The organism is Bradyrhizobium sp. SZCCHNPS1003, from assembly GCF_032381555.1.
GTDB lineage: Bacteria > Pseudomonadota > Alphaproteobacteria > Rhizobiales > Xanthobacteraceae > Bradyrhizobium.
Window position 1 is genome coordinate 1 of record NZ_JAUHIU010000023.1, and the last position, 20599, is coordinate 20599.

Genomic DNA, 20599 nt, shown 5'->3' on the forward strand with positions numbered 1-20599 from the left:
GCCCCGCGTTGACCGTTTCTTTCGAATGCCCATCGCAACCTCCTCATCGAGTGTTGCGACGACCAATTGAATCCACCACCGGCATTCCCTGCGCGACGGTCTTCACGCTTATACGCAGTCTCCCTGGTGCGCCGGGCTTGTTGGCCACCATTGCGACAATGCGCTTGCGCGCACTGCGCGTGATACCAGCATCGGGGTATCAGGACGCTGCGACTTCACGTCCGCAAGCTGCCGTTCGTCGGCGCGTCCGAAGACACGCTGCGGCAACAACGCGGCCATCGCATCCCACCTCGCGTGTCGTGACGATCGCGCGCTACGCCCCTCTGCGGTGAGGCGGGATGCGGGGGAGATAATCATGAATTCCGATTATACGCAAGTGAATTATTTTTTTCGGAAGTCGATGCCGGGCTGGTCAGCCGCTCCCGCATGAGCTAAACCGCGGCTCCCGTGAACGAGCAGAGGCGGTCTGGAGCATGCGGCGTCCGATGAACAGAAGAGTTGCGCTGATGGCGGCGGCATCGGCCGCGGCCGGTGTCTTGCTGGGCTCCCGCGCGGTCTCGGCACAGACCAGTTCCGCCAAACCCACAGGAAAGACCATGACCACTCCCTCCGGACTGCAGATCATCGACACCAAGGAAGGCACCGGCGCCACGCCGACGCGCGGTCAGACCTGCGTGATGCATTATACGGGCTGGCTCTATGAGAACGGCCAGAAGGGCAAGAAATTCGACTCGTCGGTGGATCGCAACGAGCCGTTCGAATTCCCGATCGGCATGAAGCGCGTGATCGCCGGCTGGGACGAGGGCGTTGCCACCATGAAGGTCGGCGGCAAGCGTACCCTGATCATTCCGCCCGAACTGGGCTACGGCGCCCGCGGCGCCGGCGGCGTGATTCCGCCGAACGCGACGCTGATGTTCGACGTCGAACTGCTCGGCGTGAAGTAAGGCGCGCGAATGATGCCGGGAGGGCAACCAAGCGTGCTGCGCGATACAGCGCCCTCTCCCCTTGTGGGAGAGGGCATCACGGGCCCAACCGCGAACACAATGGGGTGAGGGGTTTCTCTCGGCGAGCGACGCTCATGGAGAGAGACCCCTCACCCGACCGAGCTTGTGGCGCTGTCCTACATGCCCTCTCCCACAAGGGGAGAGGGCGCATTCATGGGCGCCGGCTGGAGCGCTGTAATGATCTGGCTGATAGTTGCCATCTCTCGTCAACTAACGACGATGCAAAGACCGGCCCCGTGAGGGGCCGGTCTTGTAGTTGATAGCGTCTTCGCGCGATCTCCGCGACCGCGCCGATCCTGCTCAGAGATTCTTGTTGGCGGCGCCGGCGGCGGTGTTCACCGCGTCCTTGGTCGCCTTCTTGGCATCGCCCAGCGCCTGCTGGCCCTTGCCCTTGATTTCCTGCACGGCACCCTCGCCCTGCAGGCGCTCGGAGCCGGTGGCTTCGCCGATGCCCTGCTTGGCCTTGCCGATGGTCTCGTTGGCGACGCCCTTGATCTTGTCGGTGGTGGCACCCATGACTTCGTCCTCCGCTGTTTGTGTGAACTCCACCGATCCAACGCACGCGATGCAGAAAGGTTCGTGGGGAACTGCGAATAGCTTCGCTGCGGCATTTCGGCTAACAATGGCTTGGTTCCCTCGAACAGATGAAATCCCGAGAAGAAATCATGTCAGGCTCTCACGATCACGCGCACGGCCATTCCCACGATCACGGCGACGAGCGCTGGAAGCACGACGGCGTCCGCGTCATTCCGGGCAATCAGCTCGATTCCAACGTGCCGTCGACGCCGGGCATGGACCGTAAGGCGGCGATCAACTTCGCGCGCGTCGGAGCGCAGAAATTGTGGGCGGGCACGGTCACGATCAGGCCTGACGCCAAGACCGGGGCGCATCATCACGGTCATCTCGAGAGCGTGATCTACGTCGTGAAGGGCAAGGCGCGGATGCGCTGGGGCGATCGGCTGCAGTTCACCGCGGAGGCCGGTCCCGGCGATTTCATCTTCGTGCCGCCCTACGTGCCGCACCAGGAGATCAATGCGAGCCCGGACGAAGTACTGGAATGCGTGCTGGTGCGCAGCGACGGCGAGGCGGTCGCGATCAACATCGACATCGAGCCGGTCGAGAAGCCCGAGACGGTGCTGTGGATCGACCCGGTGCACCGCGATCCCGCCGAGTCGAAGTCGTAGCCATCAAGGAAATGGCGGAGCCGTCTCGCGACGGCTCCGCCGGGCAGGGAGCGGCTATAACGCCTTCCCTCTCACACGCGAAGCAGGGGCGACTGTCGCGCGTGTGTCTCGCGGTTCGTTGCACCGGAGGACTTTCGGTTCGGATGCGGGCTGGTCAGGCCGCCTCGTTGGCGCGGCGCCACCTTCAGTCGCTGGCGGTTGTTCAGGATGGGGTTGAGCAAAGTGGTCTTCCCAGTCCCGAGGAAGCCGGACAAGACCGTGGCGGGGAGTTTGCGCATCGAGATCGAACAGCCTCTTCAGGGGGAGGGGTCGGTGCCGGCGAGCGGGCATGCGGCCTCTTTATGCAATGTTATAACGTAACATCATCTGAAACGGGAGAGGGTGTCAAGGGGAGGGAGTGGCGACGAAGGTGAGTGGGCGGGCCGGCGGCGGCTTGTGGAGTCGGCAGAGGCGGCGGCCGAGACGCAGGGCGCGAGCGGCTCTGGTGAGCTGGTGAAGTCCCTGCAGTGCTGAAACGACGCTGCAGCCGCCAGCGACACCGCGTTCCCTCTGCCGTGAAGAACGGGGAGGGGGAAGCAGTATCGGTGGCGGGATGCAGCTCCGTTTCATCTCCTAAGAGAGGAGCTGATATCTTTTCGCCGGGTCGTCAGTCCCGGCGACAAGCCGCTGAAACAGCACTCACGAGAATTGGCTCAGCTATGGCAACTACCTCGACAGGAACGCCGTGCCGGCCGGACCACTCGCCGCCGACATCGACAACGCGCCGGGCGCGATCGCCCAGTTGGTCTGGTTCAGGATCAGCGTGTTGAACACCATCGTGACGCTGTTGCTGCTCATGGTCGAGACCGAGTTGATGGTGACGTTGCGGCTCGGCAGATACATCAGGCCGGTGTAGGACGAGCTGCTGGTGCCGTTGATCGGCAGGTTCGTCGTCGACAGGCCGCTCGGCTCGTACATCAGGATATTGGCGTAGGTGCCGCTGGTCGGCGCCGACAGCGTCGCATTGACGTTGCCGTTGAAGGTGAGCGTCGCGTTCTGGTCGACGAGATAGAAGGTGACGCCGCTGCCGGTGACCGTCCATCCCGAGTTGAAGGTCATCGCGCCGCCCTTGATGACGTAGAGGCCCGGATTGAGCGTCAGCGTGCCGGAGCCGTTGAAATTGGTCGCGCCGCAATAGACGCCGGGGCTGAGCGTGACCGAGCCGGGATCATAGACTTTGTTGTTGGTGGTGCACGCGCCCACCGTGACGGCGGGCAGCTTGCCGGCAAATGGGTCGGAGATCGCCGCGCAGCCGGTCTCGGCCGGCGGAGTGGCGCCGCCGTTCTTGGTGATATTGGTGCCCTTGATGCAGATGCGCTTGACGTTGAGCGTGGCGTTGAACATCGCGGCCGGGCTCTGCGTCGACAGCACGTGGATCTCGCAGCTCGGCGCATTGAGCTGGGCCCCGGAATTCACCAGCAATGATTGCGCGTTGATGGTGCTGACCAGCAGGATGCACACGGGCGACGTAGTCTGCGCGCCGGCCTTGGCCGTTGCGGACGCCGTCACGCCGAGCGATGTCGTGCCCATCACGTTGAGGAACGAGGTCTTCACCGAGGTCGTCGCGGTGCCCGACAGCGAGCCGTCGCTATTGGGCGTGAAGGTCGCCGTTGTGCCGGTGCCGAACCGGCCTTTGAAGCTGCCCGAGAACACCGCGCTCGCGGTCGAGACCTGCTGCGCGCTGGCCTGGGTCACGCCGGCGAGGACCGCGGCGTCGACCGACTTCTGCAACTGCGCCTTGGTGTCGCTGGACTTGGCGAAATCGACGGCGGCGCCGACCGACACCAGGATGGGGATGATGGTGATGGCGAAGATCATGCTGATCTGGCCATCCTTCGCGCGGCCAAATCTCCATGCCAGATCGCGAAGAGTCTTCGACGAAATCGATGCGGTCATGTGCAACGCTTCCTGCTGATGGCTGTCCGAGGCTCGACGCCGGCGGATGCGAGCCCCTGCTGCAAGGAAGTGGCGGTCAGAGATTACCGCATGTTGAATCCGGTTCCATAAAGGAACCCGTGGACGGGGTCGTGGGAACCGAAGGTTATCAGTCTGTTTGCCGGATCAGCGAGAGGTGCCCGTTCGCACCACTCACTGGTAGTAGCCGCGTGAATTGCTTGTATTTGGCGGTGACTGTCGTGAGTTGCAGGCGGTTGGATTGCGCCCGTCGGTGGACGTCGCGCTAACGAGGTGAGCGCCAGATCCGGGGCGAGAGAACGAGGCTGCACACCAATGCGTAGCCGACGAGCGACAGCGTGACCATCGCGGCGAGCGAGGCCATGCCGCCGCCGAGCATGATGATTGCGATGTAGCCGCCGCCCGCCGCGATCAGCACGCGCAGGGCGGAGCCGACGAACGGCCACAGCACGTGCCCCGCGCCTTGGCCGGCAAAAGCCAGCACGAACCCGAAGCCGAGCGCGGCGTAGGCCGGCGCCACGGTGCGCAGATAGGTCGCGCCCTCGCGCAGAACCCCGGCGTCGCGGCTGAACAGGCCGAGCCAGAGCGGCGGGTGCAGCGCCACGATCAGGCCGATGATCCCGACCAGGGCTGCGCCCGCCAGGGCACTGATCCAGGCGATGCGGCGCGCACGGCCGCGCTGGCCGGCGCCGACATTGATGCCGACCATCGTCAGGGTGGCCGTGCACAGCCCGAACAGGATCGGGATCATGATGTAGTCGAGCCGCGAGGCGATGCCGTAGGCGGCGAGCTCGGAGGTCCCGAAGCGCCCGGCGAGCGCGGTCACCAGGATGACGGTGAGATTGACCATGACCGCGTTGAGCGCGGTCGGCAGCCCGACTTTCAGGATGTCGGCGAACAGCCGGCCCTGTAGCCGCGCAACGCGCACATGCAGGCTGGAGCGGCCAGAGGTCATGTAGCGCACCAGCACCAGCATGGCGCCGCAGTAATACAGGCCGAAGGCGATGCCCGCGCCGGCGATCCCGAGCCCCGGCAGCGGGCCGATGCCGAAGATCAGCAGCGGCGAGGCGGGAATCATGACCAGCGCGCCGACCAGGGTGACCAGCGCCGGCACCCGCACATTGCCGGCGCCGCGCAGCGCCGCCGCCTGCAGATTGACGATCCACACCGGGACGGCGCCGGCGAACAGATAGTTGGAGTAGCGCAGCGCCGCCTCCAGAGCGCCGGCTCGCCCGCCGAGCGCATGGTACAGCGCCGGGCCGAACAGGGCGGTCGCAAGCGTGAACAGGCCGCCGGCGATCACCGCCAGCACGATGGCATGGAAGGCGATGGCATCGGCATCGGCGTTGTGCCCGGCGCCGACCGCGCGCGCCACCGCCGAGGAGACGCCGCTGCCGATGCCGCCATTGGACATCATCGTCATCAGCATGAAGATCGGGAACACCAGTGCGACGCCGGCCAGCGCATCGGTGCCGAGGAAGCCGACGTAATACGCTTCGGCGACGTTGACCGCGGTTTGCGCCACCAGCACGGTCATGGTCGGCAGCGCCAACCGGAACAGCGCCGGCAGCACCGGGCCGGAGAGCAATGCCGTGCGGACCGACGCGGCCTTGGCGCGCGGCGGATCCGGGGCCGGCTCGAACGGCGCCGCCGCAACACCGGGCCGGGCTTCGGTGGTCGCCTGGGTGGAAACGTCCATCGGATCTCCGCGCGCCTGGCGAACCATCGCGTTTAAATGATGATTATCATTCAATAGGTCCGCCGGCGGGCGCGGGTCAAGGCGACCCGAGCGCAGGCCGATCATGAAATTTTGACGGAGCGAGGGTGATCCGCTCGGCGCCGGGCCAGCCGCTAATAATGGACGCGCAGGCCCATGCCGCCGTGGATGGTGTTGCCGACCGGCTGCGGGCCGAGCGTGCCGTTGACGAACAGATCGGCGATCCAGCCCTGCGGCAGGCGGAAGCCCAGCCGTCCGCCATATTCGAACCAGCCCTGGTTGCCCATGGTCGGCGTCACCGTGCCGCTGCCGGTGACGGCGGCGACGATGCCGGAGCTGGTCGCGAACGACTGGACATACCCGCCATTGATGTTGGCTTCGATGCTGGAGCCGAACAGGTGGGTCCATTGGCCGCCGACCTTGACCAGGCTGGTGCGGTCGGTGCCGCCGGCGATCGTCGCATCGAACGGGTTGAAGGCGAGCGCGGGATCGCGATAGCGGGCGACGTGCTGCCACAATTGCCATAGCTCGACCGACGCCGCGAGCTCGTCGCGCGGCGACAACCGGCTGATCCAGCCGGCGCGGCCATAGACCGCGTAGTTCGACGCCGTGGTGGTGCCGTCCACCGTGACGTTACCGAGGCTCGTCGCATAGCTCCGGCCGTAGCGCACGCGCTCATACGGCGTCAGGATCGTGCCGATGTCGAAGAACGGCCGCGACGAGCCCCAATCGGTGAAGTCGTAGCGCAGCGCGAAGGCGCCGATCGGCGCCGAGGTCACGTGGTAGCCGTCCTCGTCGTAGTGCGTGTAGGCGAGGCCGGCAAGCAGCGCCAGATTGTTGGTGAGCTGCTTGCGGCCATGGATGCCGGCCGAGAACGAGCCGGCCGAGCCGAACGCGCTGACGCAGTCGTTGCAGTTGACCTGCTCGTTGACGCCGAGCAGCACCAGGCCGAGCACGCGGTTGGTGATCATCTGGTTGAAGCGCTGGTCGGCGAGGCCGTTGATCGCGTTCGCGCTGTTTCCCGCGCCGGTGGGCGTCGGCGACGGGGTCGGCGAGATCGAGGGCGAGGGCGTCGGCGTCGGGCTGGAGGTCGATGTCGGCGTGGCCGACGGCGTGGGCGTTGCGGTGGGCGAGGAGGTCGGCGACGGCGACGGGGTCGGGCACAGCGCCGCCGCGAAATTGTCCGCCCCGCAACTGCTCTGCGCGGCGGCCGGCGCGGCCTGCAGGGCGAGCGCGGGCAGCCCGGCGGCGATGGCGGTCATCAGGAGAGCAAGCTGATCGCGGCGCGTTCTCATCGTCACCGCCCGCACAGGATGCCGGTGAAGTCCTGCGGCGGCGCATTACTGGCGAGATCGGTGACCGTGCAAAGGCCCGATGTCGACGCGCAGGTGGCGGCAAAGCTCCACGACGGATTGCCGGTCTTTTTGATCGCGCTTCGGCCCTGGCCGGTCGCGGTGATGATCGCGGTGTCGCCCGGCTGCGTCAGCTCGAGGCATTGGAAGGTGAGGGTGCAGACCCGCGAGGCGCCTTCCTGCAGCACGACCATGGTCTGGCCGCGCTGCGAGCGGATGTCGAGGATGGTGCCGCGCACGCCGATGGTCGCCAGCGGCGTGTTGATCTTGTAGGCGGTTTTCTCGGAATGGCCGGTGACGAAGCGGAACGCGCCGGTGCCGAGCCGGATCGCGATGTCGCGATAGCTGGTCTCGTCGTTGAAGACGGTGCGGTCGAGCGTCAGGGTGGCGTTGGCGCCGAGCGAGAGATTGGTGCTGTCGATCATGACGAGCCGCGCGGCACTGTCATTGCCGGTGCGCACGGTCTCGTTGCGCACGACGCCGTCGCCGATGCTGATCGGGCTGCTCGAGGCGCCTGCCACGCGCAGCACGTCCTTCTGCACCAGCACGGCTTCGCCGATGCGGCTGTCGGCGCTTGCGCCGCCCGCGACGCCCAGCAGGGCGGCCGCCGAGATCGCAGCGACACAGGTTCGGCGACGCAGACTCATATCCACACCGAAGATTGTTTCCTGCTCAATCTAGCCGAAGACGGCGCGCGGGGTTGTTGTAAAATGGGCACAAGTTTGCCTCGATGACCGTTCGGTGGTTAGTTGCCGCCACCGTGAGATCAGTTCAACGCGGAGGCCCATGAAGGTATCTGCTGCTCGCCGGGATGACGACGACGAGGACGGCGAGGTTGCGCAGGATGGCGCTCTGTCGGTCCGCCGCTGTGTGATGACGGCATTGCTGATCTTCGCGATCGCGCACGTCGTGCTGATGATCGGGCTCGCCTCGCCGCCGAAATTCGTCTTCGACGAGGTGCATTACGTCCCGGCGGCGCGGCAGATGCTGGGACTGGCGCCGGCGACGCCGCAGCTCAACCCGATGCATCCGCCGCTCGCCAAGGAGCTGATTGCACTGTCGATCAGGACGTTCGGCGACAACGCCTTCGCATGGCGCTATCCCGGTACCGTGCTCGGCGGGCTCGCAGTTGCCGCGATCTATCTGTGCGGCCTGGCGCTGTTCGCGGCGCAATGGCCTGCCATCGCAGCGGCGCTGCTCGCGGCCTTCAACCAGATGCTGTTCGTGCAGGCGCGCATCGCGATGCTCGACATCGGCGCGCTCGCCTTCAGCCTGCTCGCGATCGCGGCCTTTCTGTTTTCGTTCAGGCAGCGCCGGCCGCAGGTCGTGTTCGCGCTGGCGGGCGCGTTGTTCGGCCTTGCGATCGCCTGCAAATGGAGCGGGCTGTTTCCGCTGCTGACGGCGCTTCTCATCATCGGTCTCATCAAGCTGTTGCAGCACTGGCAGACCTCGTTCGGAGATGGCGAGCCGACCGACTGGTATCGGCCCGAGCAATGGCCGCAACTGAGCTGGCTGCAGATCGTGCTGTGCCTCGTCGCGATGCCCACTGTCTGCTATCTCGCGACCTTCGTCCCGCTGCACGGCCTGTCCGTCATCGGCATCTTCGAAGCGCAGCGGCGCATCTTCGCCGACAGCGTCACCACGGCGATTGCTGGCCATACCTATATGAGCGCGTGGCCGACCTGGCCGTTGCTGGTCCGTCCGGTCTGGTTCCTGTTCGACAAGACCAGCGACACCGACATCGCCGCGGTGGTGCTGCTCGGCAATCCGCTGGTGCTGTGGCCGGCACTTGCCGCGCTCGGCATCTGCGTCCGGGATTTCATCGCGACGCGCAGCGCGGCGGCGTTCCTGATCCTGGCGTTCTATCTCGGCTGCTATCTGCCCTGGGCGCTGCTGCCGCGCGCGCTGAGCTTCATCTACTACTACCTGCCGTCGGCGACGCTGGCGAGCCTCGCGCTCGTGCATGTGCTGACCCGCTGGCCGCGCTGGGTGCTGTTGAGCTATGTCGCCGTCGTGGTGCTGGGCTTCGTCGCGATGCTGCCGGTCAGCGCCGCCTTCATCGGCACGACGATGCAGACCTTCACCCGGCTGATGCTGTTCCAGAGCTGGATCTGAAGTGCGGACAAAAAGGCGCCCCGCCTGCCAGGGACCGTGGGCAGGCGGGGCGATGCGCGGCGGAGCGCTCACTTCGCCGCGGTCTTGGTGTCCATGTTGACGACCTGGACCCGCCGGTTGAGCGGATCGGCCGGGTTGGCCGCGTCCTTGAGCTTGGTCTTGCCATAGCCGACCGTGACGAGGTCCTGGCCGGCGAGGGCGAACTTCTCGACCAGATAGCGCTTGATGGTGTCGGCACGGCGCTCGGAGAGATCCTGGTTGAAGCCGTCGCTGCCGATGCCATCGGTGTGGCCGGCAACCACGAAGGTCGAGCCCTTCAGGTTCGGATCGGACAGCGCCTTGCCGAGTTCCTGCACGGCCGGCATCGAGGCCTTGCTGATTTCGGCCGAGTTGTAGTCGAACTGGATCTCGAGATCGATCTTGGGCTTGGTCGCCGCGATCTCGGCGATCTGCTCGCGCTCGCCGAGCGACAGCGAGCGGGTCTTGCGGTTGCGCATGCTGTCGATGAAGGCCGCCTGCTTCGCCTGCGCTGCCGCGTCGGCCTGCGGGGTCGCCTGCGGTCCGACCGAAATGCCGCGCGTCACGGCCTTCGGCTTCAGCGCGTTGAGGATCTTGTCGGCCGACACGGCCTCGCCGGCGAGGGCGGTGCCTGCGCCGATCGCCAGCATGGCGGAGAACGCCGCCGCCTGAACTGCAAAGCGTCCAAAATATGGGGTCATCGTCGTTATCCTCGTGTCGTCATGCCCTATGGCCATTGGATGCGTGAACGATAGAACGGGTTCAAAGCGCCAAATGTGATCGACGTCACGTTGCCGGACGGGGCGGCCCTTGAGGGGCGAAGCGAGTGGTCCGCGGGACGCGCCGCGCGCTGCCGCAAAGCGATCGGCAGGTGGCCGGTCAGCGAACAACAAATCGGCCAGATGCGGTTCTACCGGATAGCGTTCGCCGGGAAAAAATCGCAAACCTGAGGAACGCGAACGGCGACTGGATTCGTAGTCTAAGAAACGCAGACAGAAAAGCAGAGCCGTGTTCAACCCATCGCACAGGCGCGACTATCAGTCCCATCGGGCGAGCAGTCAGGATCAGACGGGATCAGCCGGTTCCATGTCGACGCTGATCGGGGCTGGCATCATTGCGGCATCGATCCTGCTGTCGACGCTGATCACCGCGGTCGGCAACCGCTATGTCGGCCTGGAAAGTCCGGCCGAGGATACGGCCTGGCTGGTCGACCGCCTGACGGGCAGCATCTACAAGTGCCGTGCGCCCGATCCCGGCCGCGCCAGCTGCAAGGCCGAGATCGCCACCGGCAGCATTCCGGACAAGGCCAAGCCGTGAGGTTCCGCAAGGGGATCTCGCCGGCCTGATTTGCCGTTGCGGGAGCGGGGGCGAATCTCGCACCATTGCGCGGCATGCCCGCTGTCCCCACGCCCATCCCGCTCTCCAAGCCGCAGGCGCGCCGCATCTGGCTGCGCGCGCAGCGGCTCGATGCCGAGGCGCCGTTCGGCGCGGGCCCCGAGGCGGTCGCCGCCGCCATTGCTCATCTCGGCTATGTGCAGATCGACACCATCAACGTGATCGAGCGCTGCCATCACCACATCCTGTTCAGCCGCATTCCCGCCTATCGCCGCGCCGATCTCAGGCAGGCGCAGAGCACCGACAAGACCGTCTTCGAATATTGGACCCACGCGCTGTCCTACATCCCGCTGCACGACTTCCGCTACTTCGTTCCGGCGATGCGCCGCTACCGCCGCGAGGGCCATCGCTGGCTGCAGACCGTGAAGCCCGAGGATACGCGCAAGGTCATGCGGCTGATCCGCCAAGGCGGCGCGCTGACGATCCGCGACATCGACGACGACGTGCTGCGCGAGAAGGACCACGCCTGGGCCAGCCGCAAGCCGTCGAAGCGCGCGCTGCAGCTCGGCTTCTACGAGGGCGTGCTGACGGTGTCGGGCCGCGACGGCATGCTCAAGACCTACGACCTCACCACCCGGCATTTCGGCTGGCAACGGCTGCCGAAGGGCGCCAACGATCGCGAGATCGCAGCCTATCTGCTCGACCGCGGCTTGCGCGCCCAAGGCGTCGTGAGCCTCGATTCGCTCTGCCATCTCAATGCGCCAAGCAAGGCCGCGGTGCGCCGGGTCATCGATGCCAGGGTCCGGCGCGGCGAGCTCGTGCCGGTGACGCTGGAGGGCGCCGGCAGGCAGGAGCACTGGGCGACGCCGGCCGCGCTGGAGGAGCCGATCGACATCAGCTCCGAGCGCGTGCACATCCTGTCGCCGTTCGATCCGCTCATCATCCAGCGCAAGCGGACGCAGGCGATCTTCGACTATGATCATCGCTTCGAGGCCTATGTCCCGAAGGACAAGCGCCTGTTCGGCTATTTCGCGCTGCCGGTCCTAGTCGGCGACGAGATCGTCGCCGCGCTCGATCTCAAGACCGACCGCCAGAACGGCAAGCTCCTGATGCAGAAATGGAGCTGGGTCGGCGAGGGCAAGGCGGCGCGCGGCGACCGGCGCAAGGCGCTGAAGCGGACCATCGAGGACGAGCTGCACCGGTTCCAGCGCTTTCAGCTTGGAGACTGACCTGGTCGTCGGAGATCCGCTCAGCGCTCTTGATTTGGAAACGAATGTTTCCTAAAAGGAGGAATGACGAGGTCGCAACAGGATTCATCCGAGCGCCGCGGGCCCGGTCGGCCGCGCGAGTTCGATATGGACACCGCCCTGAACAGGGCTCTGGTGGTCTTCAGCGAGCGCGGTTATCACGCGGCGTCCTTGGCAGAACTGCGCGCGGCCATGAAGCTCGCCACCGGCAGCCTCTACAAGGCCTTCGCGGACAAGCGCGCGATCTTCCTGGCGACGCTGGATCATTACATCGCGCGCCGCGACCAGCAGGTGCGCGAGCGCATCGATGCGCAGCCCAGCGGCCGCGACAAGCTGGAGGCCTTGCTGCAGTTCTACGCGGAATCCGCCAGCGACAGCGAAGGCCGGCGCGGCTGCCTCGTCGTGACCAGCGCGGCCGAGCTCGCCACCTTGGATGCGGAAGCCGCGGCCAAGGTCCGCGGAGCGTTACGGCGGGTCGAGACTCTGTTGCGCGACCTGATCAGGCTGGGCCAGGCGGATGGATCGATCCGGCCGGATCTCGACGCGGAAGTCGTGGCCCGAGCCTTGTTCTGCGTGATCCAGGGATTTCGGGTGGTCGGCAAGACAGGGCGCACGAGGAGCGAGATGATGGCCGTGGCAGACCAGGCTGCCGCCTTGTTCGCGTGATGTCGTGTCTAAATAGGAAACGATTGTTCTATAATTAGGAGGATGATCCATGACTGAGTTGATGAGTGCCATCTCTGCCAAAAGTCCGTCGCGGCTGGTCGCGGCCGAGCCGTTCGGTCGCGCCGATGCGTCGTTGCCGGGCTTTACCCACCGCTTCGAGACCGTCGATGGCCTTCGGCTGCACTATGTCAGCGGTGGCCCGCCGGCCGGCGAGGTCGTGGTGCTGCTCGCCGGCTTTCCCGAAAGCTGGTTTGCCTGGCGCAAGCTCATGCCGCTGCTCGCGTCGCGCTATCGGGTCATTGCGCCGGATCTCCCCGGGCAGGGCGATTCGGACCGGCCAGCCGAAGGCTACGACACTCAGACCCTGGCCACGGCGGTGCATCGGCTGCTGCAGCAACTCGGCGTCACCAGCTATCATCTGGTGGCCCACGATATCGGTGCGTGGGTGGCTTATCCCTATGCGGCGCTGTTCGAAGCCGAGGTGCGCAGCCTGGCCCTGCTCGATGCGGGAATTCCCGGCGTCACGCTGCCAGAGGCGCTGCCCTTCGCGCCAGACCGCGCGTGGCGCACTTGGCACTTCGCGTTCCACGCCGTCGCGGATCTCCCGGAGATGCTGATCCACGGCCGCGAACGCGACTATCTCGCTTGGTTCCTGCGCCGCAAAGGGGCCAATCCCGAAGCGTTCTCCGAACGCGATCTCGACGAATACGCCCGCGTGCTGACCAAGGCCGGCGGCTTGCGCGCCGGACTCGCCTATTATCGTGCCGCCGCACTGTCCGCGCGTCAGAACCGCGAGCTGAAACAAAGGGGCAAGCTGAAGCCGCCGGTGCTCGCCGTCGGTGCCGACCAGGGATCGATCGTGGACATGGCCGCGCCGCTCAGGGAGGTCGCCGATCACGTCGAGGGCATCACCATCTCCTCGTGCGGCCACTACATTCCGGAAGAGCAGCCTGCCGTTCTGGCCGAGGAGCTCAACGCCTTCTTCAGCCGCGCCGGCGCGGGGCCGATCTGAGCTTTCGGTTGATATCGCGGCTTGCCGTTGGCAGGCCTATGCCCAAGCAGGCCGCGTCGCGATCCGGTCGATCCAGATGCCGAGCAGGATGCCGACGACGCGGATGAGCATCTCGGGCGAGGAGGGCGTCATGCGCGCGCCGCGCCCCCGCGATGCGCCGACGGGCTGTGGGATGTCAGGTTTTCCGATTGACTTGCCACGACCGATGCTCAACACCGCCTTCAACTATCAATGTCCAGAAAGCTCCGGGGAGGAGATCGATGAGTCCGTCCGCCACCAGTCCGGCCGCGCTTGGCCGCTCCGATATCGAGTCCGCGACCATCCGCGCCATCTCCTGGCGCCTGATTCCGTTTCTGGTGCTGGCCTATTTCTTCTCCTATCTCGACCGGGTCAATCTCGGCTTCGCCGCGCTGACCATGAATGCGGAGCTGAAATTCTCACCGCTGGTGTTCGCCTGGGGTGCGGGCATCTTCTTCATCGGCTATTTCATCTTCGAGGTGCCGAGCAATCTGGCGCTGGAGAAGTTCGGCGCCAGCCGCTGGATCGCGCGCATCATGGTGACTTGGGGCATCATCTCGGCGCTCATGGCGCTGGTCTCGGGCCCGTGGAGCTTCTACACGCTGCGTTTCCTGCTCGGCGTCGCCGAGGCCGGATTCTTTCCCGGCATCATCCTCTATCTCACTTATTGGTACCCCGCCCAGTATCGCGCGCGCTTCCTCGCCGCCTTCGCGGTTGCCGTGCCGATTTCGACCGTGATCGGCGCGCCGGTCTCCGGCCTGCTGCTCGGCATGCACGGCCTGATGGGATTGCAGGGCTGGCAGTGGCTGTTCATCATCGAGGGCATCCCCTCCGTCATCCTCGGCGTCGTCACCTGGTTCTACCTGACCGACCGGCCGGAGCATGCGACCTGGCTGTCCGCGGAGCAGAAGGCCTGGCTCGCGGCGAAGCTCGAGGCCGAGACGGCGGCGAAGCAGGCCGCCGGCCACATGACGCTCGGCGAGGCGCTGTCGTCGCCGAAGGTGATCGTGCTCAGCCTGATCTATTTCGGCTTCGTCGGCGCGCTCTACGGCATGCAGTTCTGGCTGCCGCAGATCGTCAAGGCATTCGGACTGACCAATGTGCAGACAGGCTTCGTCACCGCGATCCCCTATGCGTTCGGCACCGTCGCGATGATCCTGTGGGCGCGGCATTCCGATGCGACACGCGAGCGCGTGATGCATGTCGGCGCGCCGCTGATCCTGATCGCGGTGGCGCTGGCCGCATCGAGCATGATCGGCGATCCCACGCTCACCATGGTTGCGCTCACGGTCGCGGCGATCGGCGTGTTCTGTGTCTTCGGCGTGTTCTGGACGCTGCCGACGGCATGGCTGTCGGGTACGGCCGCGGCCGGCGCCATCGCGCTGATCAACTCGATCGGCAATCTCGCCGGCTTCGGCGGCCCCTATCTGGTCGGCTGGATCAAGGACACGACCGGCTCCACCACCCACGGCCTGCTCGCGCTGTCGGTGCTGCCGCTGATCGCCGGGCTGCTCGCGTTCTTCGGCGGCCATGAGAGCAAGGTCGAATTCGCCGGGCAGGCGCCCGCGGAGTGAAGCGCACGGTGCATGCCCTGATTGCGGGGCCGGGGCTCGACCGCGACGGCGGACGGCCCCGGAATCGGTGGCGGGTGAGTGCACGGCGGAGTTCCGAGCCGGCCTGCCGCTCCACTGAGCACCTGCGGCAACATGTCCAGATGATCACGAAGTCATGATTGCTGACGAATATTGACAATCATCATTCGACATTCGACACTTACTCGTAAGAGCAGCGAGGGTGCCCCATGTTGATCCGCCTGATTTTCGCGAGCTATTCCAAGCTGTTGACCGGCCTTGCGCTGGCCACGATGGCCGTCGCCCTGGCCGGGTGCAATGAAACCGTCGCCCAGAAGGCCGAGCCGGTCCGGCCGGTCCTGGTCGCGCCCGTCCATTACGAGGCCGAGACGCCCGAGCGCAGCTTCGTCGGCACCATCCGGCCGCGCATCGAGGCCGATATCGGCTTCCGCGTCGCCGGCAAGGTCGCCAAGCGCCTGGTCGAGGTCGGCCAGACCGTGGAGGTCGGCCAGCCGCTCGCCACGCTCGACGAGGTCGACCTGAAGCTGCAGGCCGAGCAGGCCGAAGCCGAATTCCGCGCCGCCACCGGCGTGCTGGCGCAGGCCTCCGCTGCCGAGACCCGCGCCAAGGAGCTGCGCGCCAAGGGCTGGACCACGGATGCCCAGATGGACCAGGCCAGGGCGTCCGCCGACGAGGCGAGGGCGCGGCTCAATCGCGCCGAGCGCTCGGTCGAACTGACACGCAACTCGCTGTCCTATGCGACGCTGGTTGCCGACGCGCGCGGCGTCGTCACCGCGAGCATGATCGAACCAGGCGTGGTCGTTGCCGCCGGCCAGGCCGCGATCCGTGTCGCGCGCTTTGCCGAGAAGGAGGCCGTGGTCGCGATCCCGGAGACCCTGCTCGAACGCGCCAAGACCGGCAGCGCCTACGTCACATTGTGGTCGGAGGCAAACAAGCAATATGCGGCGAAGCTGCGCGAGATCGCGCCCACCGCCGATTCCGCGACGCGCACCTATCTCGCCAAGTTCTCGCTGCCGGACGCCGGCGACGCCGTCTCGCTCGGCATGACTGCGACGTTGACGCTCGCCGATCCCGCCACCACGCGCGTCGCGCGGCTGCCGCTGTCGGCGCTGTTCAGCGATGGCCGCGATCCGTCGCTCTACGTCGTCAACGACAAGGGCGAGGTGGCGCTGAAGCCGGTGAAGGTGAAGGCCTATGACAGCAAGGACGTGCTCGTCACGTCAGGCGTCGACGAAGGCGACAAGGTCGTGGCGCTCGGCGTGCAGAAGATCGATCCCAGCCAGAGGGTGCGCGTCGTGTCGGCGCTGACGTTCTAGCTCTGCCGTCGTTCCGGGGCGCACGTAGTGCGAACCCGGAACCTCGAGATTCCGGGTTCGATGCTTCGCATCGCCCCGGAATGACGGACGTAACGGTCGTCATCGCGAGGAGTGAAGCGACGGCGCAATCCAGACTGTTTTTTCTGCAGGCGGATTCTGGATTGCTTCCGCCGTCGCCCTTTGGGCTATGGCGGACAGGTCGCTTCTTTCGCAATGACGGTGACTAACAGCAACGGCTCGGACCAGTGATATCGAATCTCGGAGAGCACCCATGAAGCGGTTCAACCTGTCGGCCTGGGCGGTCAATCATCCGCCGCTGGTGCTGTTCCTGATCGTCGCGCTCGGCGTCGCCGGCTTCTTCTCCTATCAGAAGCTCGGCCGCGCCGAAGATCCGTTCTTCACCGTCAAGGTCGTCAACGTCTCGGTGATGTGGCCCGGCGCCACGGCGACTGAGATGCAGAGCCAGGTCGCCGACCCCATCGAGAAGAAGCTGCAGGAGCTGCCTTACTTCGAGAAGGTGCAGACCTATTCGAAGCCGGCCTTCACCGCGATGCAGGTGACCTTCCGCGATTCGACCCCGCCGGCCCAGGTGCCGCACCTGTTCTATCTGATCCGCAAGAAGCTCGACGACGTGCAGTCGTCGCTGCCGTCGGGCATCATCGGTCCGTTCGTCAATGACGAGTTCTCCGACGTCGATTCCATCCTGTTCATGATGACCGGCGACGGCGCCGACTATGCGCAGCTGAAGAAGACCGCCGAAGGCCTGCGCCAGCGCCTGCTGAAGGTCGCCGGCGTCACCAAGGTCAATCTCTACGGCACCCAGGACGAGCGCATCTATGTCGAGTTCAGCCATGCCAAGCTCGCCACCCTCGGCATCACGCCGCAGGCGCTGTTCGATTCGCTTGCCAAGCAGAACAATGTGACCCCGGCCGGCACGGTCGAAACTTCGTCGCAGCGCGTGCCGCTGCGTGTCACCGGCGCGCTCGACGGCGCCAAGGCGGTCGCGGAGACGCCGGTCGAAAGCAACGGACGCGTGTTCCGGCTCGGCGATATCGCCACCGTCAGCCATGGCTTCGTCGATCCGCCGAGCTTCAAGGTGCGGCAGGAGGGCAAGCCCGCGCTCGGCATCGGCGTCGTCACCGCCAAGGAGGCCAACATCCTGGAGCTCGGCAAGGAGGTGCACGCCGCCGCCGCGGATTTCATGAAGGCGGTGCCGCAGGGCATCGAGATCGAGCAGATCGCCGACCAGCCCAAGGTGGTCGAGCACGCCGTCAGCGAGTTCGTGCACTCGTTCGTCGAAGCGCTGGTGATCGTGCTGTTCGTGTCGTTCCTGGCGCTCGGCTGGCGCACCGGCATCGTCGTGGCATTGTCGGTGCCGCTGGTGCTCGGGCTCGTCTTCATCGTCATGAACATCATGGGGCTCAACCTGCATCGCATCTCGCTCGGAGCCCTCATCATCGCGCTCGGCCTCCTGGTGGACGATGCCATCATCGCGGTCGAGATGATGGTGGTGAAGATGGAGCAGGGCTGGGACCGGATGCGCGCCGCGTCCTTTGCCTGGGAATCCACCGCGTTCCCGATGCTGACCGGAACCCTGGTCACGGCCGCCGGCTTCCTGCCGATCGGCTTCGCCAATTCGGCCGTCGGCGAATATGCCGGCAGCATCTTCTGGATCGTCGCCATCGCGCTGGTCGCGTCCTGGTTTGTCGCCGTGATCTTCACGCCCTATATCGGTGTCAAGCTGCTGCCCGACATGAAGGCCCATCACGGCCATGACGAGCACGCGGTCTACGACACGCGCATGTATCGCGGCCTGCGCGCCATCGTGCGCTGGTGCGTCACGCATCGAATCACCACCGTTGCCGCGACGGTCGGCGTCTTCGCGGCATCGATCGTGGCCTTCGGCCATGTCCAGCAGCAGTTCTTTCCGCTGTCGGAGCGGCCCGAGCTGTTCTTGCAGCTGCGGCTGCCGGAGGGCACCGCCTTCAGCGTCACCGAGAAGGCGGCACGCAAGGCCGAAGCGCTCTTGAAGGACGACAAGGACATCGAGACCTACACCGCCTATGTTGGGCAGGGCTCGCCGCGCTTCTGGCTCGGTCTTAACCCGCAACTGCCGAACGAAGCCTTCGCCGAGATCGTGATCGTCGCCAAGGACGTCGCCGCGCGCGAGCGCATCAAGGCCAAGATCGAGACCGCGGCTGCGAATGGCGAGCTGAACGAAGCGCGCGTCCGGGTCGATCGCTTCAATTTCGGTCCGCCGGTCGGCTTCCCCGTCCAGTTCCGCATCATCGGCCCCGATGCGGCCAAGGTGCGCGAGATCGCCTACCAGGTGCGCGACGTCATGCGCCAGAACCCGAACGTCAGGGATCCGCAGCTCGACTGGAACGAGCAGTCGCCCTACCTCAAGCTGGTCGTCGACCAGGATCGTGCCCGCGCACTTGGCCTGACCCCGCAGGACGTGTCGCAGTCGTTGGCGATGCTGATCTCCGGCGTGCAGGTCACGACCATCCGCGACGGCATCGAGAAGGTCGGCGTCGTCGCGCGTGCGGCGCCGTCCGAGCGGCTGGATCTCGCCCATGTCGGCGACCTCACCATCACCTCGAAGAACGGCGTCGCGGTGCCGCTGCAGCAGATCGCCAGGATCGAGTATTCCCACGAGGAGCCGATCCTGTGGCGGCGCAACCGCGACATGGCGATCACCGTGCGCGCCGACGTGGCGGACGGGGTCCAGGCGCCCGATGTCACCAACCAGATCTCGCCGAAGCTACAGGATATCCGCAACCACCTCGAGCCCGCCTACCGGATCGAGGCCGGCGGCGCGTTCGAGGAATCCGCCAAGGGCAATGCCTCGATCTTCGTGCTGTTTCCGCTGATGGTCATCGTGATGCTGACCCTGCTGATGATCCAGCTGCAGAGCTTCTCGCGGCTGATCCTGGTGTTCCTGACCGCGCCGCTCGGCATTGTCGGTGCCTCACTCGGGCTCAATGTCGCCAACGCGCCGTTCGGCTTCGTGGCGCTGCTTGGCCTGATTGCGCTTGCCGGCATGATCATGCGCAACGCGGTGATCCTGGTCGATCAGATCGAGACCGACGTCGCCCATGGTCTGACCCGCAAGGACGCGATCATCGAGGCCACGGTGCGCCGCGCCCGGCCCGTGGTGCTCACCGCGCTGGCCGCGATCCTCGCCATGATCCCGCTGTCGCGCTCGGCGTTCTGGGGCCCGATGGCGATCACCATCATGGGCGGGTTGTTCGTTGCAACCTTTCTCACGCTGCTGTACTTGCCAGGATTGTATGCCCTATGGTTCCGCAAGAGCCTGGACGAGCGCGGAGCGAAGGACGCGGATCATTCTGCAACGCAGCACGTTGACGTGCCGAGGCCCGCGCTTCCTTTGGCCGAGGCCGCCGAATGAAGGACCAACAAGATCGCAGGCATGATGACCCTGGTTTCCGACCATATCGAATCCGATACGCACGAACGCATTCTCGTCGTTGCTGAGCGTCTGTTTCGACAGATCGGCTACCAGAAGACGACCGTCGCCGACATCGCCAAGGAGCTCCGCATGAGCCCGGCGAATGTCTACCGGTTCTTCGATTCCAAGAAGGCGATCCACCGGGGGGTCGCCCGCACGCTGATGGCGCAGGTCGAGGCGGCTGCCATCGCGATCGCGGAGCGGGCGGGGCCTGCGGCGCCGCGGCTGGGCGAGCTGCTCGGCACCATTCATCGCATGAACACCGAGCGCTATGTCGGCGACAACAAGCTGCACGAGATGGTCGCGGTGGCCATGGAGGAGAGCTGGGACGTCTGCGAGGCGCACATGCTGCTGATCACCGAGATCATCGGCCGCGTGATCGGGCAGGGCGCGGCCTCCGGCGAATTCGCCGTCACCGACCTGCCGCTGGCGGCAAAATGTGCGACGACCGCGATGATGCGCTTCTTCCATCCGCAGATGATCGCGCAATGCGCGACCAAGCCGGGCCCGACGGTCGACGAGATGATCGATTTCGTGCTGGCAGGGCTTGGTTCCAGGGGCGCTGCAAGCTAAGTTCGCCGTCATTCGAGCGAAGCTT

Annotated in this window: 19 protein-coding genes and 1 pseudogene; 12 read left to right on the forward strand and 8 right to left on the reverse strand. The window is 65.8% G+C overall.

The window, feature by feature from the left end; genetic code table 11:
* Window positions 1-485: 485 nt before the first annotated feature.
* Window positions 486-944: an FKBP-type peptidyl-prolyl cis-trans isomerase gene (locus QX126_RS29335; RefSeq protein WP_409998083.1), complete on the forward strand. Its 459-nt coding sequence runs from the start codon at window positions 486-488 to the stop codon at window positions 942-944.
* 360 nt (window positions 945-1304) lie between these two features.
* Here the strand turns inward: QX126_RS29335 and QX126_RS29340 are convergent, their stop codons facing one another.
* Window positions 1305-1520 (reverse strand): CsbD family protein, encoded by a 216-nt coding sequence (locus tag QX126_RS29340; RefSeq protein WP_315738416.1) that lies wholly within the window; start codon window positions 1518-1520, stop codon window positions 1305-1307.
* A 149-nt stretch (window positions 1521-1669) separates the two neighbouring features.
* Between QX126_RS29340 and QX126_RS29345 the strand changes: the two genes are divergently transcribed.
* The gene (locus tag QX126_RS29345; RefSeq protein ID WP_315717363.1) at window positions 1670-2188 is read left to right on the forward strand and encodes a cupin domain-containing protein; all 519 of its coding nucleotides are present in this window, start codon (window positions 1670-1672) and stop codon (window positions 2186-2188) included.
* A gap of 176 nt (window positions 2189-2364) precedes the next feature.
* On the opposite strand, the pseudogene QX126_RS29350 reads toward QX126_RS29345, so the two are convergent.
* From QX126_RS29350 to QX126_RS29370, 5 genes and pseudogenes are all read right to left on the reverse strand, one after another.
* A pseudogene (locus QX126_RS29350) lies at window positions 2365-2466 on the reverse strand (GTP-binding protein); the annotation flags it as partial.
* Between the two features lie 427 nt (window positions 2467-2893).
* Window positions 2894-4123, reverse strand: a complete 1230-nt coding sequence (locus QX126_RS29355) for a Tad domain-containing protein (protein WP_315785610.1) — start codon at window positions 4121-4123, stop codon at window positions 2894-2896.
* 283 nt (window positions 4124-4406) lie between these two features.
* Complete coding sequence (locus QX126_RS29360; RefSeq protein ID WP_315785612.1) at window positions 4407-5840, reverse strand: MATE family efflux transporter; 1434 nt, start codon at window positions 5838-5840, stop codon at window positions 4407-4409.
* Window positions 5841-5992: 152 nt separating this feature from the next.
* Window positions 5993-7153: a hypothetical protein gene (locus tag QX126_RS29365; RefSeq protein WP_315785614.1), complete on the reverse strand. Its 1161-nt coding sequence runs from the start codon at window positions 7151-7153 to the stop codon at window positions 5993-5995.
* A gap of 2 nt (window positions 7154-7155) precedes the next feature.
* On the reverse strand, window positions 7156-7857 hold the full coding sequence (locus tag QX126_RS29370) for a FecR domain-containing protein (protein ID WP_315785616.1): 702 nt from the start codon (window positions 7855-7857) through the stop codon (window positions 7156-7158).
* A 139-nt stretch (window positions 7858-7996) separates the two neighbouring features.
* Between QX126_RS29370 and QX126_RS29375 the strand changes: the two genes are divergently transcribed.
* Window positions 7997-9325, forward strand: a complete 1329-nt coding sequence (locus QX126_RS29375) for a phospholipid carrier-dependent glycosyltransferase (RefSeq protein WP_315785618.1) — start codon at window positions 7997-7999, stop codon at window positions 9323-9325.
* Between the two features lie 68 nt (window positions 9326-9393).
* On the opposite strand, the gene QX126_RS29380 is transcribed toward QX126_RS29375, so the two are convergent.
* Complete coding sequence (locus QX126_RS29380; RefSeq protein WP_315738410.1) at window positions 9394-10044, reverse strand: OmpA family protein; 651 nt, start codon at window positions 10042-10044, stop codon at window positions 9394-9396.
* A 75-nt stretch (window positions 10045-10119) separates the two neighbouring features.
* On the opposite strand from QX126_RS29380, the gene QX126_RS29385 reads away from it, so the two are divergent.
* The 5 genes from QX126_RS29385 (at window position 10120) to QX126_RS29405 (ending at window position 13603) form a co-directional block, all read left to right on the forward strand.
* Complete coding sequence (locus QX126_RS29385; RefSeq protein WP_315785620.1) at window positions 10120-10293, forward strand: hypothetical protein; 174 nt, start codon at window positions 10120-10122, stop codon at window positions 10291-10293.
* A gap of 136 nt (window positions 10294-10429) precedes the next feature.
* Complete coding sequence (locus tag QX126_RS29390; RefSeq protein ID WP_315785622.1) at window positions 10430-10660, forward strand: hypothetical protein; 231 nt, start codon at window positions 10430-10432, stop codon at window positions 10658-10660.
* 74 nt (window positions 10661-10734) lie between these two features.
* Complete coding sequence (locus QX126_RS29395; RefSeq protein ID WP_315785624.1) at window positions 10735-11907, forward strand: winged helix-turn-helix domain-containing protein; 1173 nt, start codon at window positions 10735-10737, stop codon at window positions 11905-11907.
* 126 nt (window positions 11908-12033) lie between these two features.
* The gene (locus QX126_RS29400; protein ID WP_315738407.1) at window positions 12034-12591 is read left to right on the forward strand and encodes a TetR/AcrR family transcriptional regulator; all 558 of its coding nucleotides are present in this window, start codon (window positions 12034-12036) and stop codon (window positions 12589-12591) included.
* A gap of 49 nt (window positions 12592-12640) precedes the next feature.
* On the forward strand, window positions 12641-13603 hold the full coding sequence (locus tag QX126_RS29405) for an alpha/beta hydrolase (RefSeq protein WP_315785626.1): 963 nt from the start codon (window positions 12641-12643) through the stop codon (window positions 13601-13603).
* A gap of 36 nt (window positions 13604-13639) precedes the next feature.
* Here QX126_RS29405 and QX126_RS29410 read toward each other — a convergent pair whose 3' ends face one another.
* Complete coding sequence (locus QX126_RS29410; RefSeq protein ID WP_315776109.1) at window positions 13640-13828, reverse strand: hypothetical protein; 189 nt, start codon at window positions 13826-13828, stop codon at window positions 13640-13642.
* A 35-nt stretch (window positions 13829-13863) separates the two neighbouring features.
* Here QX126_RS29410 and QX126_RS29415 point away from each other — a divergent pair, with 35 nt between their 5' ends.
* From QX126_RS29415 to QX126_RS29430, 4 genes are all read left to right on the forward strand, one after another.
* On the forward strand, window positions 13864-15195 hold the full coding sequence (locus tag QX126_RS29415; RefSeq protein ID WP_315738405.1) for an MFS transporter: 1332 nt from the start codon (window positions 13864-13866) through the stop codon (window positions 15193-15195).
* Between the two features lie 227 nt (window positions 15196-15422).
* A complete protein-coding gene (locus QX126_RS29420; protein ID WP_315756977.1) occupies window positions 15423-16529 on the forward strand; it encodes an efflux RND transporter periplasmic adaptor subunit in 1107 nt (368 codons plus the stop codon).
* A gap of 271 nt (window positions 16530-16800) precedes the next feature.
* A complete protein-coding gene (locus QX126_RS29425) occupies window positions 16801-19941 on the forward strand; it encodes an efflux RND transporter permease subunit (RefSeq protein WP_315785627.1) in 3141 nt (1046 codons plus the stop codon).
* Between the two features lie 24 nt (window positions 19942-19965).
* Window positions 19966-20574, forward strand: coding sequence for a TetR/AcrR family transcriptional regulator (locus QX126_RS29430; RefSeq protein ID WP_315785723.1), 609 nt, complete (start codon window positions 19966-19968; stop codon window positions 20572-20574).
* Window positions 20575-20599 lie beyond the last annotated feature (25 nt).

Coding starts and splice junctions, on each gene's coding strand:
- QX126_RS29335 (WP_409998083.1), top strand. CDS start 486: ATGAACAGAAGAGTTGCGCTGATGGCGGCGGCATCGGCCGCGGCCGGT.
- QX126_RS29395 (WP_315785624.1), top strand. CDS start 10,735: ATGCCCGCTGTCCCCACGCCCATCCCGCTCTCCAAGCCGCAGGCGCGC.
- QX126_RS29365 (WP_315785614.1), bottom strand. CDS start 7,153: ATGAGAACGCGCCGCGATCAGCTTGCTCTCCTGATGACCGCCATCGCC.
- QX126_RS29360 (WP_315785612.1), bottom strand. CDS start 5,840: ATGGACGTTTCCACCCAGGCGACCACCGAAGCCCGGCCCGGTGTTGCG.
- QX126_RS29375 (WP_315785618.1), top strand. CDS start 7,997: ATGAAGGTATCTGCTGCTCGCCGGGATGACGACGACGAGGACGGCGAG.
- QX126_RS29390 (WP_315785622.1), top strand. CDS start 10,430: ATGTCGACGCTGATCGGGGCTGGCATCATTGCGGCATCGATCCTGCTG.
- QX126_RS29380 (WP_315738410.1), bottom strand. CDS start 10,044: ATGACCCCATATTTTGGACGCTTTGCAGTTCAGGCGGCGGCGTTCTCC.
- QX126_RS29345 (WP_315717363.1), top strand. CDS start 1,670: ATGTCAGGCTCTCACGATCACGCGCACGGCCATTCCCACGATCACGGC.
- QX126_RS29370 (WP_315785616.1), bottom strand. CDS start 7,857: ATGAGTCTGCGTCGCCGAACCTGTGTCGCTGCGATCTCGGCGGCCGCC.
- QX126_RS29340 (WP_315738416.1), bottom strand. CDS start 1,520: ATGGGTGCCACCACCGACAAGATCAAGGGCGTCGCCAACGAGACCATC.
- QX126_RS29425 (WP_315785627.1), top strand. CDS start 16,801: ATGAAGCGGTTCAACCTGTCGGCCTGGGCGGTCAATCATCCGCCGCTG.
- QX126_RS29400 (WP_315738407.1), top strand. CDS start 12,034: ATGGACACCGCCCTGAACAGGGCTCTGGTGGTCTTCAGCGAGCGCGGT.
- QX126_RS29405 (WP_315785626.1), top strand. CDS start 12,641: ATGACTGAGTTGATGAGTGCCATCTCTGCCAAAAGTCCGTCGCGGCTG.
- QX126_RS29355 (WP_315785610.1), bottom strand. CDS start 4,123: ATGACCGCATCGATTTCGTCGAAGACTCTTCGCGATCTGGCATGGAGA.
- QX126_RS29420 (WP_315756977.1), top strand. CDS start 15,423: ATGTTGATCCGCCTGATTTTCGCGAGCTATTCCAAGCTGTTGACCGGC.
- QX126_RS29415 (WP_315738405.1), top strand. CDS start 13,864: ATGAGTCCGTCCGCCACCAGTCCGGCCGCGCTTGGCCGCTCCGATATC.
- QX126_RS29430 (WP_315785723.1), top strand. CDS start 19,966: ATGACCCTGGTTTCCGACCATATCGAATCCGATACGCACGAACGCATT.